Here is a 17552-nt window from a genome sequence, read left to right as displayed (position 1 = left end):
GCTTAGCGGTGCCTAAAGCCGGGCGGTGTGGCGTGCTCGCGCGCTCGCCCGTTGTGCCGTACCTAAGGGGCTCTTTAGAGCGGTGGCCGACGCTCCCGGTATGGAAGCCTCGGAAGTTCACATCCTCTCGGCCCGTACCGCCCTGCCGGGGGAGCCGCTGGACAACGCGGCGCTGGCGCGCCACTTCGGCATGGACGAACTGTGGGAGCAGTGGGTCGACGCGTTCGTCGGCACCCGGGCCCGGCATCTGTCGGTGGATCTGGGCACCCGGCGACTGCGTTCCACCCTCGCCGACCTGAGTGCCGAAGCCGCCGCCAAGGCCCTCGCCGACGCGGGGGTCGGCCCGGCCGACGTCGATCTGGTCGTCCTCGGCACCGCCACCCCCGACCAGCTGATGCCCGCCACGGTGAACGTCGTGGCGGACCGGCTCGGCATCGACGGCGTACCGACGTACCAGCTGCAGTCCGGCTGCGCGGGCGCCTTCCAGGCCCTGGAGGTCGGGCGGCAGATGCTGCGCTCGGGCGAGTACCGCACGGCGCTGGTGATCGGCGGGGAGCTGTGCTCCCGCCACTACGACCCGGACGCGGAGCTGGCCAAACTGGACTCGGCGGAGCTGGTGAACTTCGTGCTGTTCGGCGACGGCGCCGGCGCGGCGGTGCTCACCACGCGGCCGGCTCCCGGCACCCCGGTCGTCCGCCGCATGCTGAACCGGCTGACCGGGCTGAACCGGGCGCCGGGCCAGATCGTGGAGTGGACCGGCGCGCTGGACCGGCGGTTCGCGGACCGGTCGCACATCAAGGAGGACTACAAGGCCATCGAGGCGTCGGTCCCGGTGATGTCCCGGGAGATCGCCGACGAACTCCTCGACGGCCTCGGCTGGGCGCCGACCGACGTCGACTATCTGCTGCCGCCGCAGCTGTCCGGGCGGATGACGCGCCGCATCGTGGACGGGCTGGGCATTCCGGCCGCCGAGGAGGTCAGCCCGGTCGCCACGATCGCCAACACCGGCAACGCCATGCCCTTCTTCCAGTTGGAGGAGGTGCTGCCGCAGCTGGCGGTCGGGGACCGGGTGCTGGGCGTCTCCGTGGAGTCCAGCAAGTGGCTGAAGGCGGGCTTCGCCCTGGAGACGGTCTGAGTCCGCGCGGTCCGTCAGCGCGGGGCACCGAACCAGGTCTTCAGGGCCGCCTCCAGCGTTCCGGCGCCCTCGGTCCACACCACGTGTCCGTCCGGGCGCAGCAGGACCGGCGTGGCCTCGGCGGCCGGTCCCTCGGCGGCCGGTCCGTGTGCGGCCGGTCCGTCCGCGGCCGCCGACGCCGTGACCGTGTCCACCCGGTCCGCCCAGCCCGCCGCCGTGTCCGCGAGGGCCGCGGCGGCCTCGTCGGGGACGAGCAGCAGGCCGCGTCCGCCCCGCAGCAGCGGTGCCGTGCCCGCGAGCCGGCCGCCCAGCCGTTCGTCCGGCTCCGAGCCGCCGTCCGCCGCCACGGGGTACCGCACGTCGGCCCCGGTCACCAGGTCCACCAGGTGCCGGTTGACGTCGTCGTACCAGGCCAACCGCGTGATCAGGGACCGGATGCCGGCCGACCGGCCCGGTGGGTCCATCATCGCCAGCTGGGCGTCCAGGGCCAGCCGGGCCCGCTCGCCCTCCGGGTGGCGTTCGGCGTGGTAGGTGTCCAGCAGTCCGGGCGGGGCCCAGCCGGCGAGTTCCGCGGCCAGCTTCCAGCCGAGGTTCACCGCGTCCTGGAGGCAGGTGCTCAGCCGCAGCCCGCCGAGCGGGAAGAAGGAGTGCGCGGCGTCGCCGGCCAGGAACACCCGGCCCGCGCGGTAGCCCTCGGCGTTGCCGTTGACGCTGGTGAACCGCTTCGCCCAGACCAGTCGGCGTGCCGGGAGGGGGCGGCCCGTCAGCGCCCGCACGTCCTGCTGGAGGTCGTCGAGGGCGACCGGTCCGGCGTCCGGGGTCCCGTCGTCGAAGCGGACGGTGATCACCCGGAGGACGTCGGGTCCGGCGGGGGAGCCGGAGTACACGCCGCCGGAGCTCGTGTGGAACGCGCCGAGATGGTCGGCGGCCAGGTCCGCGAAGTCGGCCTCGACATCCCCGACGGTCCCCGACACGGTCCAGTCGGACCCCGGGAAGCCGATCCCGGCCAGCCGTCGTACGGTGCTCCGGGTGCCGTCCGCCGCCACCAGGTAGGAGCCGTGCAGCAGTTCGTCCCCCGCGGGCTCACGGTCCGTCGCGCGCAACCGCACGGTGACCCCGTCCGCGGACTGCCGCAGGTCCACGACCTCCCGGCCGCGCAGGATCCGTGCGCCCGATTCGACGGCACGCCGCTCCAGCAGCGCCTCCAGACGTGACTGGGCGACCAGCAGCCCGCGCGGGCGCGGCGGTCCGGTCAGGCGCTCAGGCTCCAGCCACACCAGGGAGAAGTGTGCGCCCGGCAACGGCCGCCCCGACGCCCGCAGTTCCCCGGCCAGACCGCGCTGGTCGAGCAGGTCCATCACCGCGGAGTTGACCGCCTGCCCCGGGGAGTGCGGGTCGGGGACGGCGTTCCGTTCCACGATGACGACGGGCACGCCGGCGAGCCGCAGCTCGCAGGCCAGCATCAGTCCGGTGGGGCCGGCGCCCACCACGATCACGGGCTCGGTCAATGGGCTCATCCTTCCCTCAGCAGCGGGATGACGGGCGCGAAGTCCCGCAGGAACGGGGCGAAGACCGTGATGTACGACAGCCCGAAACGTGCGCGGGCCGCCCGCAGCTGAGCGGCGATCTCCTCGTGGGTGCCGATCAGCACGGTCGGCAGGTCCAGCAGCTGCGACGCGGTCAGGTGGGGCGCCAGGTCGATGCGCACCTTCTCGGCGGCGGTCTCCCGGTCGTCGGTGATCACCACGCGCTTCGCGCCCACGTTGAGCTCGGCGGTGCGGCCCAGCTCCGCCAGCCGGTCGCGCAGACCGTCCACGGTGCGGGCGAACTCGTCGGGCGCCAGCAGCCGGAGACCGCCGCCCAGGGGCAGCCCGGCTCCCATGACGCCGATGAGGTCGGCGTGCCGCGCGGCGAGCTCCACCTCGCCCGGCTCGTTGACGACGATCATCAGCGGCGGCCGGGGCCGCTGCAGGGGGCGCGGCCGGTGCTCGGGATCGGGCAGCAGCCGTTCAAGGACGTCCACCGTCTTCGCCAGCCGGGCCAGCCGGTCCGCCTCGGTGAGCCCGGCCGTGGCCGTGCTGCTGCTCCAGCCGGGGTGCAGGCCCACCTCCAGCCGGCCCCCGGTCAGCCGGTCGGTGCCGGCGATCTCCCGGGCGAGCACCTCGGGATCCCACAGAGTGGTGTTGACGACGTACGTGGTGACCCTGATCCGGCTGGTGGCGGCCGCGGCGGCCACCAGCGACGGGAACGGCGCCGTCATGCCCAGATGGTCGCTGGTCCCGATCAGGTCGTAGCCGAGCGACTCCGCCTCACGGGCCAGCGCGGGCCAGTCGGTGTCGTGCGCGAGGGCGTTGACCGCGAAACGGAACGGCCGCTCTGTGGTCTCGGTCATCGCTTCCCCTTTCCGGCCGCGCCCAGACGCGCGACCGTCCTCGTCCCGTTCCGCGGCGCGGGCACCGCCGCCGTGTTCCGCCGGGCCAGCGCCGTGGCCACCCGCTGCCGGGCACGCAGCACCGACAGCGCCGCGCCGAGCACCGCCTGCTGCGGCGGACGGCCGCCCAGCACGTCCAGCGCCTGCCGCAGACTCCACAGCCGGCTCTCCGCCACATGCGAGGGCGAGCCGTGCACGTCGTCGTGGACCAGCAGCCGCAGCGTGCGGACGTGCTCCCGCAGCAACTGCGGATCACCGGCCGGAATGATCTCGTCACGTTCGCTGACGACATACGCGACCGGCACGTCCAGCGCCGCCAGCTCGTCCGGGGTCAGCGCCCAGCCCTCCAGATGCGCGCCCACCGCGTCGGGCGCCACGCCCGCCAGCGCCGCGAGGGTGTCCACGGTGACCCGGGGGACCGCCGGCCACCGGCCGGTGTCGGTGAAGAAGTCCCGCACCGGCGCCCCGGCCGTCACGACCCCGCGGATCCGCCGGTCGTGCAGGGCGGCGCGCAGCGCCAGATGCCCGCTGAAGCTCAGCATCAGCGCGCACACCCGGGACACGTCCGCACGGTCGGCGAGCGCGTCCAGCACCTGCGTCACCATGCGGTGGCTGTCCGCGGCGTAGCGCCAGGTGTTCTCGCCGACGCCCGGCATCTCCAGCGCGACGACCGTCACGCCCAGCCGCCCGGCCCGGGCGAGGATCGGCCCGAACTGCTCCTTGACGCTGACGATCCCGCCGCTGAGCAGGAGCACGGGGCGCGGTTCGGTGCCCGGCCGGGCCAGCCCCGCCACCCAGCAGCTGAGGCGGCCGCCCTCCAGATCCAGTTCCAGACGCCGGATCCCGGCGTCCAGCCCGGCCCGCCACCGGTCGAAGGACGCGACGCTGAGCCGCTGCGCCTCCGCGCGGGCCGGCCCGTCGACGTACGGGAACCGGGCGAGGTTGAAGCACTTCCCGGCCGCCGACTCCCGGCCCCGCCGCTCCAGTTCGATGCCGGCGGCGGTCCACTCCCGCGCCCAGGACCCCGGCTCGCCCTCCTTGTCGTGGACGATGCGGCCGAGCACCGTACGCGACCTCTCGCGGGGGATGCCCAGGAGGCGGGCGTGCACCCCGACGAACGTCTTCAGCTCCTCGACGTCGTTCACCGCGCCTCCCCGTCCGGGTGGCTCTCCAGCAGTTCCTTGACCTCGGTGAGGATGTCGGCGGCCTCCGCCCCGTCGATCACCCGGTGGTCGAAGGTGAGGTTCAGCCGCATCACCGGCGCGCTGCCCACCGCGCCGTCCCGGACCACCGGCCGGTCCACGATCCGGCCCACGCCGAACGTGACCGTCGTGCCGCCCACGGAGTGGAAACCGTCGACGGCCCGGTGCCCGAGCGAGCTGACCGCGAAGGTGCCGAAGAAGCGGGGGTGGCGCACCAGCGGCCGTACCGCCAGCCGGTACAGACCGCGTGCGACGGGACCGGGCAGCCGGTGCAGCAGCAGCGTCGAGGCGAACTCTGGCATGGCCTCGGGATCGCCGTCCCGCAGCTGTGTGACGCGCCGCTGGATCTCCGCCAGGCCGGCCCTGTGCAGATCCGGCAGCACCGCCGAGACCACGACTCGCCGGCCCCCGATCTCCTTGTCCAGGGCGATCTTCCCGGACACCTCGCCGAAGCGCGCGACCCGCGGCCGCAGATGCCCGCGGATCGCGGCGTTCGCCTCGGGGTGGGCGGCCAGCACCCGGGCCGCGGCGTGGAGCACGTACGTCACCACGGAGAGCGGGTGCCCGTCGCCCTGGGCGGCGGCCCGGTGGGCCAGCACCTCGGACATGTCCACCTCGGTGTCCAGGTGCACCGGCGCGAACGGACGTATCTCATCCAGGAAGAGCAGGGTGTGCCGCCGTTCCCGGGCGATGGCTGCGATCTGCATCCCGCCAATCTCGTCAGCGCGGCTGAAGGGCACCCTAGACTTCGCTAAAGCGCCGCATGCCGTCGGCCGTTCGCCCTCGCCAGGCCGTTCGCCCCCCGGTCGCCCTCCACGGCCTTTTGCTGCCTCCTGCCCCTCCCGCCCCTCCTGCCACCCCGGCCCGCCCGCACCGGCCAGGGCTGTTAGCCGCCCTTTAGAACCGCGCTAGACGCCGCTTCCAGGCTGGCCCGCATTCCAGGACGCCGCTGCTCGCAGGAGACCGCCCATGGCACACCCCAGCGTCGTGACCCTCCCCGAGGGCACCGAGCCGCTGCCCGACTTCCCCCAGGCACGGCACTGCCCCTACCAGCCCCCGCCCGGCTACCTCGAACTGCGCGGGACCGAGGGCCCCGTCGTCCGGGCGCGGCTGTACGACGGGCGGGCCACCTGGGTCGTGCTCGGTCACGCCGAGGCACGCGACCTGCTCGTCGACCCCCGGCTGTCCTCCGACTGGAACCGCCCGGACTTCCCGTCCCCGAGCCCGCGCCGCAAGGCCATCCAGAAGGCCACCATCCTCATCGGCATGGACCCGCCCGAGCACACCGCCTACCGGCGCCGCCTCATCCCGGCGTTCTCGGTGCGGCGCACACGCGAACTGAGCGAGTCCATCCACCGGCGCGCCGGCGAACTCGTCGGCTCCATGCTGGAACAGGGACCGCCCGCCGAAGTGCTCACCGGCCTCGCGCTGCCGCTGTCCTCGCACACCATCTGCGGCATCCTCGGCGTGCCGTACGCGGACCACGAGTACTTCGAGCAGCAGTCCTCGCTGCTGGTGTCACCTCAGGTGTCCGAGGAGCAGGCCACCGGCGCGCTGATGAATCTGCGCTCCTACATCACGGACCTGGTGGACGAGAAGCAGAAGCAGACCGAGCCCGGCGAGGGGCTGCTGGACCTCCTGGTGCACCGTGACCTCGCGGAGGGCTCCATCCCGTACGACGACGTGATCCGGCTCGGGATCGTCCTGCTGATGGCCGGCCACGAGACCACCGCCAGCATGATCACCCTGAGTACGTACACCCTGCTCCGGCACCCCGACCAGCTCGCCCGGTTCCGCTCCGACCCGGAGAACGCCGCGCTCGCCGTCGAGGAGCTGCTGCGCTACCTGTCCATCGGGGACGTGCTCATGCGGGTCGCCGCCGCCGACATCACCGTCGGCGGTGTCACCATCCGCGAGGGCGACAGCGTGATGCTGTCCACCACCGGCATCAACCGCGACCCGGACGTCTTCGACGACCCCCACACGCTCGACCTGGAACGCGGCGCCCGGCACCACCTCGCGTTCGGCTACGGCGCGCACCAGTGCATCGGACAGAACCTCGCCCGCGCCCAGTTGCTGAGCGCGCTGTCCGCCCTGTTCGGCGCGATTCCCGGACTGCGCCTCGCCGGTTCCGCCGACGAGGTGCGGATCAAGCCCGCGCAGAGCGGGGTCCAGGGCATCTACGAACTGCCGGTGGAGTGGTGAACGCCGTGCGGGTCGTCGCCGACAGCGAGCGCTGCGTCGGCGCCGGACAGTGCGTACTCGCCGCCGGCGATCTGTTCGACCAGGACCTGGACGGCCTCGTCACCCAGCTCACCGACGGCACGGTCTCCGGCACCGCCGTGGAACGGGCCCGTGAGGCCGCCCACCTGTGCCCGGCCGCCGCCATCACCGTGGAGCAGCCGGGCACTTGAGGACACGGGAGCGGTCGGCGGAGGGAGCCGGCCGGTTCCGGGGGGTTGTTCAGGCCCTCGCCGCGACGAGGGCCGGGACCCGTCCCGTGACCTGGGCGAGCAGCTCGTAGGAGCGGACGCGTTCGTCGTGGTCCTGGATGGCGCTGACCACCATCACCTCGTCCGCGCCGGTCGTCTCGACCAGCTCGCCGATCCGCCGGCGCGCCGTCTCCGGACCGCCGAAGACCTGGGCGCCGTACAGCGCGTCCACCACGGTCCGCTCCTCGGCGGACAGCTCGAACCCCGCGGCCTCCTCGACCGACGGGAAGAGCGGATCGAGGCCGCGCAGCGACTGCGCGGTGATCGCCCGCAGCGGCTCGCTGAGCTGCCTGCCGCGCCGGTCGTCGTCGGCGACCGCGGCGAAGACGGACACGAGGCAGTACGGCTCGCTCAGATACGGCGACGGCTGGAACCGCGTGCGGTAGGTGTCGAGGGCGGCGAGGGTGCCGTGCGGCGAGAAGTGGTGCGCGTAGGCGAAGGGCAGCCCGAGGACCGCGGCCAGCCGCGCACTGTAGTCGCTGGAGCCGAGCACCCACACCGGCACGAAGTGCTCGTTCGCCGGAACGGCACGGACGGCACGGACGGCGGGGACGGGACGGGGTCCGGCGGTCGGGATTCGGCCGTCGCTGCCGTTCCGGCCGGTGTCGGCTCCCGGTGGCGCGAAGTAGCTGAGCAGTTCCTTGACCTGCGCGGGGAAGTCGGTGCCGCCCGCCGGGCCGGCCTGGCGTCGTAGTGCCCGGGCGGTGAGCGGGTCGGTGCCGGGGGCGCGGCCGACGCCCAGATCGATCCGGCCCGGGTGAAGAGCGGCGAGGGTGCCGAACTGCTCGGCCGCCACCAGCGGCGGGTGGTTCGGCAGCATGACCCCGCCGGCGCCGACCCGTAACCGGCGGGTGGCGGCGGCCACCTGACCGGCGAGCACGGCCGGTGAACTGGTCGACAGGGCCGTCATGTTGTGGTGCTCGGCCAGCCAGAAGCGGTGGTAGCCGAGCCGGTCCACGGCCCGGGCCAGGCGCACGGTGTTGCGCAGGGAGTCGGTCGCCGTCGACCCCTTCCACACGGGCGCGGTGTCCAGGACGGACAGAAGAACGTCTGAGCTGGGGGAAGTGGTCATGGACGCAGAATATGGGGACAGTCCCCGGTTTAACAACGCGTCCCGTGCGGCCGGTGCCGCGCCGTGCGCGGTCACGCCGCGCTCGGCACGGTCGGGTCGTCGTCCACCAGGATCCGGTGATGCAGCTCGCGCACCTGGCGGCACGGCGCGATCCCCAGCTCGCCGTCCAGGACGGCGCACAGGTCGCGGAAGGCCTGGAGCGCGTCGGCCCGCCGGTCGGAACGGTAGAGGGCGAGCATCAACTGCCGGTGGAACGCCTCGATCAGCGGATGCCTGCGCACCAGCGCGTACAGCGGCCCCACCAGCTCACGGTGGCGCCCCAGCGCCAGCTCGGCCTCGTTGCGCTGCTCGACGCACTCCAGTCGCGTCTCCTCCGCCCGCAGCGCGAACTCCTCGACGATCGGCCCGCCGCGCAGCTCGCCCAGCACCGGGCCCCGCCACAGCGACAGCGCGCGACCGTGCAGCGCGGAGGCGTCCGCGTACCGCCTGGCCCGGCTGGCGGCCCGGCCCTGCCGGGCGAGGGCGTGGAACTCGTGGGCGTCCAGGGTGCCGTTCCCGAGGTGCAGCAGGTAACCGGGGAAGCGCGTCTCGATCAGGCTCGCGCTCCCCGTCGTGTGCCGCAGCAGCTTGCGCAGCTGGGAGATGTAGACGTGCAGGGTGGCCGTGGCCCGCCGCGGGGGCTCCTGCCCCCAGATCTCGGTACACATCTCGTCGGTGGAGACGACCTCCCCGGCTCGCACCAGCAGAGCCCCGAGAAGGGACTCCATCTTCGAGGCGCTGACCGTGGACACCTCCTCCCCGTCGGTGATGCGCAGACTTCCCAGGACCTCGAATCGCACGACGTCTCCTTCCTGAGCGAGCTGGGGGGCGAGGGGCTGTATCGGTGACCTCGGCCGGCCGCGGTCGGCCCGGGCCGCCCCGGCCGACGGGACCGACGGGGTCGGTCGACCGGGCCGACGGGACCGACCGGGTCGACGGGACCGACGGGACCGGTCGGGGCGCGAGGGCCGCGCGAGCGAACACCCGGCGGCGGGACCGCCTTACCGGAGCGGGACCGCCTTCTCGTCGGCGGACTCCTCCGCCACCTCTTCGGCCGCTCCACCACCGGTGGGCACGGCACGCATGGCGAGGGTGAGCAGAATCGTCGCGGCGGTGAAGACGGCGCCCCAGGTGAACGCCGCCGTGACCCCTTCGGTCAGTACGTAGTTGGCGGCGCCCTGAGGGTCGAGGTTCGCGGGGATGTGCCCTTCGGCGTCCCGGCTCGCGGTGCCGAAGACCGTCACCATGATGGCCAGACCGAGCGCGGCGCCGATCTGCTGCATGACGTTCAGCAAGCCGGAGGCGGCGCCCGTGTCCTCCGGGTCGACGCCGGACATCAGGATCGTGGTGACCCCCACGAGCAGCGTGCCCATGCCCAGGCCGGCCACCAGCATGGGGCCGAGCAGGTCGGCGGCGTAGGTGGAGGACGGGTCGATCCGCGCGTACCAGAAGAGGCTGGCGCTCATGGCGGCGGCGCCGACCGCCGTCAGCACCCGCGGCCCCGCCTTCGGCAGCGCCTTGGCCGCGACGCTGGAGGCGCCGAGGATGAGCAGGGCCAGCGGCACGAACGCCAGCCCGGCCTGGATCGGGCTGAAGTCGCTGACCTCCTGGAGGAACTGGGTGAGGAAGAAGAACATCGAGTTGCCCGCCGCCATGACGAACAGCAGGGCCAGGTAGCCCGTCACCCGGTTGCGGTCGGTGAGCAGACGCAGCGGCATGATCGGCTGCCGCGCGTTGTTCTCGATGAACACGAACGCGGCGAGCAGGACCACGGCGAGAGCGAAGGCGCCGAGCGTCAGCGGGTCGCCCCAGCCGTCCTCGGCGGCCCGGATGAAACCGTAGACCAGGGCGGTCATGCCCACGGTGGACATCAGCGCGCCGGAGAGGTCGAAGCGGCCGGGGGAGCGGTCGGTCTCGCGGATGAACGCCGGGGCCAGGGCCAGCAGGGCCACGCCGATCGGCACGTTGATGAACAGCACCCAGCGCCAGGACAGCCAGTCGGTCAGCAGGCCGCCGCCGATGAGGCCGATCGCGGCACCGGAGCCGGAGACCGCGGCGTACGCCCCGAGGGCGCGGGCCCGTGCCCGTTCCTCGGTGAAGTGCGTGCTGATCAGGGCGAGCACGGTCGGCGCCGCGACCGCCGCGCCGACGCCCTGCAGGGCGCGGGCGGCGAGCAACAGCCCGGCGGAGGTGGCCAGACCGCCGAGCAGGGAGGCGGCGGTGAACACCGTCACGCCGATGAGTAACCCGCGGCGATGGCCGAGGATGTCGCCGATCCGGCCGCCGAGCAGCAGCAGCCCGCCGAAGGTGAGCAGATACGAGTTGAGCACCCAGGACAGTCCTGTCGGACTGAACCCCAGGGACTCCTTCAGCTGCGGCAGCGCGATGTTCACCACGTTGACGTCGAGGATGAGCATCGTCTGCAGGGCGAGAACGATCACGAGTACGACACCGGGCCGGCCGGCCGACTCGGTCGTGGCGCCCGGCGGGCTCTGGGCTGTGGTGCCGGCGCCGGTGCCGGTGCCGGTGCCGGTTCCCGTGCCGGCGAGGGTCTCTTCACTCATGGTCGGCTTGTCTCCTCGGCAATTAGCGGGGACTGTCCCCGATTCCATCCGGAAGATACAGGGACAGTCCCCGCTTCTCAATCCGTGTATGAGAAATGTCAGTTGACGCCCAGCTCACGATCGATGAAGTCGAAGATCTCGTCGTCGGAGGCCTCCGCCAGCACAGCTGCCCCGGCCGCGGCCCCAGCCCCGCCGCCACCGCCGTCCGGGCCGCGCCGGCCGTCGGGCTCCAGACGCGACAGCAGCTCCCGGACCCGCGTCGCCACCTCCCCGCGGCCGCCCTCCGCCGCGGGCAGCGCCACCGCCCGGCGCGCCACCCGCTCCAGATCCGCCAGTACGGATGCCAGGGTGTCGTCCTCGGAGGGCGCCAGCGCCTGCGTCAGGAACCGGCCCAGCGCGGCGGGCGTCGGATGGTCGAAGACCAGCGACGACGGCAGGCTCAACCCGGTGACACCGGCGAGCCGGTTGCGCAGCTCCACCCCGGTCAGCGAGTCGAAGCCCAGCTCCTTGAAGGGCCGTTCGGTGGCCACCCCGTGCGCGTCCGTGTGCCCGAGCACCGCCGCGACGTGGCCCCGCACCAGGTCCACCACCTCGTCCTGACGCCGTACGGCGTCCAGCCCGGCCAGCCGCTCCCGCAGCGACGGCCCGCCCGGCGCCACGGCCACCCGCGCCGCCCGCCGCGCCACCCGCTCCGCACCGGGCAGCTCCGCGAACAGCGGCCGCACAGCCGCACCGGCCCCGGACCGCACCGCCGACATGTCGAGAGCGGCCCCCACGGCCAGCGGCTGCCGCCCCTCCAACGCGGCGTCGAACAACGCCAGCGCCTCCTCCGTCCCCAGCGGCAGGATGCCCTCGCGCGCCATCCGTGCGTGGTCGGTGGGGGTGAGGTGTTGGGTGAGGGTGCTGGTTTGTTGCCAGAGGCCCCAGGCGAGGGAGGTGGCGGGGAGGGCTTGGGTGTGGCGGTGGTGGGCGAGTGCGTCGAGGAAGGTGTTGGCGGCTGCGTAGTTGGCTTGGCCGGGTGTTCCGGTGAGGCCGGTGAGGGAGCTGTAGGTGATGAAGTGGGTGAGGTTGTGGTTTTGGGTGAGGTGGTGGAGGTGCCAGGCGGTGTCGGTTTTGGGTTGGAGGGTGGTGGTGAGGGTGGCGTCGTGGGTGGTGCCGGCGGTGTGGATGACGGTGGTGAGGGGGTGGTTGGGGTTGATGGTGGTGAGGAGGTGGGCGAGTTGGGTGGGGTTGCTGGTGTCGCAGGCTTCGATGCGGGGGTGGGCGCCGTGTTGGGTGAGTTCGTGGAGGAGTTGTTGGGCGCCGGGGGCGTTGGGTCCTTGGCGGCTGGTGAGGAGGAGGTGGCGGATGCCGTGGTGGGTGGTGAGGTGGCGGGCGAGGAGACTGCCGAGGGTGCCGGTGCCGCCGGTGATCAGCACCGTCCCCTCCGGATCCAGCGAGCGCGGCAACGTCAGCAGCGCCTTGCCGGTGTGCCGGGCCTGACTCAGATGACGCAGCGCGTCCCGCGCGTGACTGACGTCCCACGCCGTCGACGGCAACGGCCGTAGCGCCCCCGACTCGAACAGACCGACCAGCTCCGTCAGCATGGCCTGCACCCGTTCCGGCGCCACCCGCATCAGGTCGTACGCCGTGTACGACACCTCGGGGAACCGCGACCGCACCTCCGCCTCGTCGCGGACGTCCGTCTTGCCCATCTCCAGGAAGCGACCGCCCGGCGCCAGCAGCCGCAGCGACGCGTCCACGAACTCCTGGGCCAGCGAGTTCAGTACGACGTCGAAACCGCGCCCGCCGGTCAGCGCCCGATACCGCTCCTCGAACTCGAGGGTCCGGGACGAGGCGATCCTCTCCTCCGGCACCCCCAGCGACCGCAGCACCTCCCACTTCGCCGGGCTCGCCGTGCCGAACACCTCCAGGCCCCAGTGCCGGGCCAGTTGCAGCGCGGCCATGCCCACGCCACCGGTCGCCGCGTGCACCAGCAACCGCTCGCCCCGGCGCACCTCCGCCAGGTCCCGCAGGCCGTAGTAGGCGGTCAGGAACACCACCGGAACGACCGCCGCCTGGTGGAACCCCCACCCCGCCGGCATCCGGGTCACCCAACGGTGGTCGGTGACCGCGACCGGACCGATCCCACCCGAGGGGAACAACCCCATCACCCGGTCCCCCGGCGCCACCGAGGTGACATCGGGCCCCGTCTCCAGCACCACACCGGCCGCCTCGCCACCGATGCGCGCGTCGTCCCCCGGGTACATGCCCAGCCCGATCAGTACGTCCCGGAAGTTCAGACCGGCGGCCCGGACCGCCACCCGCACCTGACCAGCTTTCAGCGGCGCACCCGCCTCCGGCGCGGGCAGCAGCGCGACCCCGTCCAGCGAACCGGCGGTGCCCACGTCCAGCTTCCAGTGCTCCACCCCCTGCGGCGGCGTCAGCACATCCCCGGCCGACTCCGCCGGCACGATCCGCGGCACGTACAGCCCGTTGTCCCGCACCGCGCCCTGGAACTCCTCGTCGGCACGCAGCGCGGCCACGACCGCCCGCACCGCGTCCAGCCGCCCGTCGAGCGGCCCGTCGAGGTCGAGCAACCCGAACCGACCCGGGTGCTCCGAGTACGCGGTGCGGACGAGCCCCCAGACCGTGGACGCCGCCAGATCCCGGATCTCCGGGCCCGGCCGGGCGGCCACCGCGCCCCACGTCACCACGACCAGTCGTGCACTGCTTGAGCGTTCGTCGGCCAGCCAGTCCTGGGTGAGGGCGAGGGCGCGTTCCGCTTGGTGGCGGGCTTGTTCGGGCACGGATGGGTCGGTGTCGGTGTCGGTGCCGGCGTCAGCGTCCGCCTTTCCGGTTCCGGTTCCGGTTCCGGCTTCGGTGTCGGTGTGGGTTCCGGTCAGGGTGGCCAGCACCCGCACGGGCGCGGGCGCACCCGCGGCCACCGCCTCCCACAGCGAGGCGAGATCCGCGTGTGCGGTGACCCCGAGCGCATCCGACAGACCCAGCGGGTCCGGCCCCAGGACGTAGGTTCCCGCCGGGACGGCGGCCGCGTCCGCCGTTTCCGCCTCGGCCGCGGGGAGTGGGACGGGCTTCCAGCGCAGCAGATGCAGCGGAGTCCGTCGGACGCTGTTGCCGCCCGTGTGCGGTACGGCGAGAGCGTCGCGGCCGACCGCACGCGCGGTGACCTCTGCGACCGTCATCACCGGCGCGCCGGCCAGGTCGGTGACATCCAGCCGCATGCTGTCCTCCCCGACCGGCGTGAGCCGCACCCGCACCGACGTCGCGTCAGTGGCGTGCAGTCGCACTCCCGACCAGCTGAAGGGGAGCAGCAGCCGCTCATCCCCGGCCGGGCCCTGCTCGGCACGGACCGAGGCCCAGAGGTGGAGGGCTGCGTCGAGGAGGGCGGGGTGGAGGGTGTGGCCGGTGGTTTGGGTGTTGGGGGCGAGGGTGGTTTCGGCGTGGAGGTTGCCGGTGTGTGGGTCGTGCCAGGCGTGGGTGAGGTTCTGGAAGGTGGGGCCGTAGGTGTAGCCGTGGTCGGCGAGGGCTTCGTAAAGGTGGCTCGTGTCGAGCGGTGGGGAGGTCGGGGGCCAGGTCAGGGCGGTTGGGGTGGTGGGTGTGGTGGTGAGGGTTGCGGTGGCGTGGCGGGTGAACGGGGCGTCGGGGGTGGGCTGGGTGTGGATGGTGAGGGTGCGTTGGCCTTCGGGGTCGGGTGCGTTGATGGTGATTTGGAAGTGGGTGGTTGCTGTGGTGAGGGGGAGGGGTTGTTCGAGGGTGAGGTCCTGAATGTTCGGGGTGTCGGTGTGGTGGGCTGCGTGGAGGGTGAGGTCCAGGAAGGCCGTTGCCGGGAGGAGGGGGGTGTCGGCGATGGTGTGGTCGGCGAGCCAGGGGTGGGTGGTCAGGGATATGCGGCCGGTGAGGACTGTTCGGTCGTCGGTGAGGTGGATGGCTGTGTCGAGCCAGGGGTGGTCGGTGGTCTTGGCCGGCGCTGGGGGTGTGGGCAGCCAGTACGACTGGCGCTGGAAGGCGTATGTGGGCAGGCCAGGGGCGATGTGACCGGTGGGGTTGTACGTGGTGGGGGTGTGGCCGCTGGCGTGTAGGTGGGCGAGGGCGCTTTCGAAGGTCTCGGCTTCGGGGGTGTTGGGTCGCTGTGTGGGGGTGGCGTGTGGGGTGAGGGTGCTGAGGGTGGTGTCGGGGCCGAGTTCGAGGTAGCGGGTGTGGCCGGTGGCGGCGAGGTGCTTGATCCCTTGGTGGTAGCGGACTGTGCCTCGGATGTGGCGGGCCCAGTAGTCGGGGCCCAGTTCGTCCTGGGTGAGGGGTAGGCCGGTCAGGTTCGAGATGAGAGGTATGGCCGGTGGGTGGTGGGTGATGGTGCTGATGGCCGCGCGGAAGTCGTCGAGGACGCCGTCCATGTGGTGGGAGTGGAAGGCGTGGCTGGTCCGCAGCCGGGTGGTCTTGCTGAAGTGAGTGGCGAGAGTGTTGATCGTCTCGGCATCACCGGAGATGACTGTGCTGTGGGGGCCGTTGACGGCGGCGATGTCGACGCTGGCGTCGAGCAAGGGGCGGACTTCGTCCTCGCCGGCGTTGACCGCGAGCATGGCGCCGTCGTTGCGGGCCTGGTGCATGTAATGCGCTCGCGTCGTGATGAGGGTGACCGCGTCTGTGAGGGTGAGGATCCCGGCGAGGTGGGCGGCGGTGATCTCGCCGAGGGAGTGGCCGATCAGGGCGTCAGGGGTTATGCCGTGGTGGGCGAGCAGGCGGTGCAGGGCGACCTGGAGGGTGAACAGGGCGGGCTGGGCGTAACGGGTCTCATTCAGGTGGTGGCTGTGTTCCCCCCACATCACCTCCCGCAAAGGTAGTTCGAGGTGCGGGTCGAAGAGGTCGCATACGGTGTCGAAGGCGTCCGCGAAGACGGGCTCGGCCCGGTACAGCTCGCGTCCCATGCCAGGACGCTGGCTGCCCTGGCCCGTCAGCAGGAAGACCGTCTTGCCTTCCCGGGCCTGGCCCGTGATCACCTGTGGATGCGGGGTGTCTTCGGCGAGAGCGGTGAGGGCGGCGATGCGGTCGGTGCCCAGGATCACGGCCCGTTGGGCGAACCGTGTCCGGGCGGCCAGCGCCTGCCCGATAGCCGCCGTATCCGCGCTGGGCGCATCCCGCAGATGCTCCAGCAGACGGCGCGCCTGATCCCGTAGCGCCTGCGGCGTCTTCGCCGACAACTGCCACGGAATGTCGGGGAGGCGGACGTCGTCCTCGGGGTCCTGGGGAGTGGGGGCTTCTTCGAGGATGACGTGGGCGTTGGTGCCGCTGATGCCGAAGGAGGAGACGGCGGCGCGGCGGGGGCGGTCGTGCGTCGCTTCCCATGGGCGGGGTGTGTTCAGCAGTTGGACGGTGCCGTCGGACCAGTCGACGTGGCTGGTGGGCCGCTCGGCGTGCAGGGTGCGCGGGAGGGTCCGTTCCCGCATGGCCATCACCATCTTGATGACCCCGGCGACCCCGGCGGCGGCCTGGGTGTGGCCGATGTTGGACTTGATCGAGCCGAGCCACAGCGGCCGCTCGGGGGAGTGGTCCTGTCCGTAGGTGTTGAGGAGGGCCTGGGCCTCGATGGGGTCGCCGAGTGTGGTGCCGGTGCCGTGGGCTTCCACGGCGTCGATGTCGGTGGGGCTGAGCTGTGCGTTCTCCAGTGCCTGGCGGATGACGCGTTCCTGGGCGGGTCCGTTGGGTGCGGTGAGTCTGCTGCTGGCGCCGTCCTGGTTGGTGGCGGTGCCGCGGATGACGGCGAGGACGGGGTGGCCGTTGCGGCGGGCGTCGGAGAGGCGTTCGACGAGGAGGAGGCCGACGCCTTCCGCCCAGCCGGTGCCGTCGGCGTCGTCGGAGAAGGCTTTGCAGCGGCCGTCGGGGGACAGCCCGCGCTGCCGGCTGAACTCCACGAATGTGTTCGGGGTGGCCATCACGGTCACGCCGCCCGCGAGGGCGAGGGAGCATTCGTTCCGGCGGAGCGAGTGCACGGCCAGGTGCAGGGCGACCAGTGACGAGGAGCAGGCGGTGTCCACCGAGACTGCCGGTCCTTCGAGACCGTAGGTGTACGCCAGTCGCCCCGATGCCACGCTGCCCAGACTTCCGGTGGCCAGGAACCCTTCGTACTCCTCGGGCGCGGGGCGCAGCCGGGAGGCGTAGTCGTTGTACATCACGCCCGCGAAGACGCCGGTGTCGCTGCCGCGCAGGCCGGTCGGGTCGATTCCGGCGCGTTCGAAGACTTCCCAGGCGGTCTCCAGGAGCAGCCGTTGCTGCGGGTCCAGGGCGAGCGCTTCGCGTGGGCTCATGTCGAAGAACTCGGGGTCGAAGTCGGCCGCGTCGTGGAGGAAGCCGCCCCGGCGGGTGGTCGACTTGCCGGTCGCGGTGGGGTCCGGGTCGTGGAGTTCGTCGACGTTCCAGTCGCGGTTGTGGGGGAACTCGCCGATGGCGTCGGTGCCTTCGGCGACCAGCCGCCACAGCTCCTCGGGGGAGGTCACCCCGCCCGGGTAACGGCAGGCCATGCCGATGATCGCGATCGGCTCGTGCAGGCCTTCCTCGATCTCCGTCAGCCGGCGCCGGGCCTGGCGCAGATCGGCGGTCGCCCGCTTCAGGTAATCGCGGAG

The 17552-nt window shown here is 72.6% G+C and carries 10 protein-coding genes and 1 pseudogene; 3 read left to right on the top strand and 8 right to left on the bottom strand.

The features are described 5' to 3' along the window. The first annotated feature begins 100 nt into the window (after positions 1-100). Positions 101-1135: a 3-oxoacyl-ACP synthase III family protein gene (locus AMK31_RS06870; RefSeq protein WP_073939466.1), complete on the top strand. Its 1035-nt coding sequence runs from the start codon at positions 101-103 to the stop codon at positions 1133-1135. Between the two features lie 14 nt (positions 1136-1149). On the opposite strand, the gene AMK31_RS06865 is transcribed toward AMK31_RS06870, so the two are convergent. The 4 genes from AMK31_RS06865 to AMK31_RS06850 are packed head-to-tail and all read right to left on the bottom strand — an operon-like array spanning position 1150 to position 5475. Then, positions 1150-2643 (bottom strand): FAD-dependent monooxygenase, encoded by a 1494-nt coding sequence (locus AMK31_RS06865; RefSeq protein WP_073939465.1) that lies wholly within the window; start codon positions 2641-2643, stop codon positions 1150-1152. Positions 2644-2648: 5 nt separating this feature from the next. Continuing rightward, positions 2649-3527 (bottom strand): TIGR03621 family F420-dependent LLM class oxidoreductase, encoded by an 879-nt coding sequence (locus AMK31_RS06860; RefSeq protein ID WP_073939464.1) that lies wholly within the window; start codon positions 3525-3527, stop codon positions 2649-2651. Continuing rightward, positions 3524-4711, bottom strand: coding sequence for an alpha/beta hydrolase (locus AMK31_RS06855; protein WP_079186726.1), 1188 nt, complete (start codon positions 4709-4711; stop codon positions 3524-3526). Before AMK31_RS06855 ends, AMK31_RS06860 begins: the two co-directional genes overlap by 4 nt. After that, positions 4708-5475 (bottom strand): 2-oxo acid dehydrogenase subunit E2, encoded by a 768-nt coding sequence (locus tag AMK31_RS06850; RefSeq protein ID WP_073939463.1) that lies wholly within the window; start codon positions 5473-5475, stop codon positions 4708-4710. The genes AMK31_RS06855 and AMK31_RS06850 overlap by 4 nt, the downstream gene beginning before the upstream one ends. Positions 5476-5737: 262 nt before the next feature. On the opposite strand from AMK31_RS06850, the gene AMK31_RS06845 reads away from it, so the two are divergent. After that, a complete protein-coding gene (locus tag AMK31_RS06845; protein WP_073939462.1) occupies positions 5738-6973 on the top strand; it encodes a cytochrome P450 in 1236 nt (411 codons plus the stop codon). Continuing rightward, a complete protein-coding gene (locus AMK31_RS06840; protein WP_385312889.1) occupies positions 6970-7182 on the top strand; it encodes a ferredoxin in 213 nt (70 codons plus the stop codon). The genes AMK31_RS06845 and AMK31_RS06840 overlap by 4 nt, the downstream gene beginning before the upstream one ends. A 49-nt stretch (positions 7183-7231) precedes the next feature. On the opposite strand, the gene AMK31_RS06835 is transcribed toward AMK31_RS06840, so the two are convergent. From AMK31_RS06835 to AMK31_RS06820, 4 genes and pseudogenes are all read right to left on the bottom strand, one after another. Beyond that, a complete protein-coding gene (locus AMK31_RS06835) occupies positions 7232-8332 on the bottom strand; it encodes an LLM class flavin-dependent oxidoreductase (protein ID WP_073939461.1) in 1101 nt (366 codons plus the stop codon). A gap of 71 nt (positions 8333-8403) precedes the next feature. Next, positions 8404-9171 (bottom strand): AfsR/SARP family transcriptional regulator, encoded by a 768-nt coding sequence (locus AMK31_RS06830; protein ID WP_073939460.1) that lies wholly within the window; start codon positions 9169-9171, stop codon positions 8404-8406. Between the two features lie 201 nt (positions 9172-9372). Then, positions 9373-10935 (bottom strand): MFS transporter, encoded by a 1563-nt coding sequence (locus AMK31_RS06825; RefSeq protein ID WP_079186725.1) that lies wholly within the window; start codon positions 10933-10935, stop codon positions 9373-9375. A gap of 98 nt (positions 10936-11033) precedes the next feature. Then, positions 11034-17528, bottom strand: a pseudogene (locus tag AMK31_RS06820) (beta-ketoacyl synthase N-terminal-like domain-containing protein); the annotation flags it as partial. Positions 17529-17552: the final 24 nt, after the last annotated feature.

The organism is Streptomyces sp. TSRI0107, assembly GCF_001905845.1.
Classification (GTDB): Bacteria; Actinomycetota; Actinomycetes; order Streptomycetales; family Streptomycetaceae; genus Streptomyces.
This window is presented reverse-complemented; position numbering and strand designations above follow the sequence as displayed.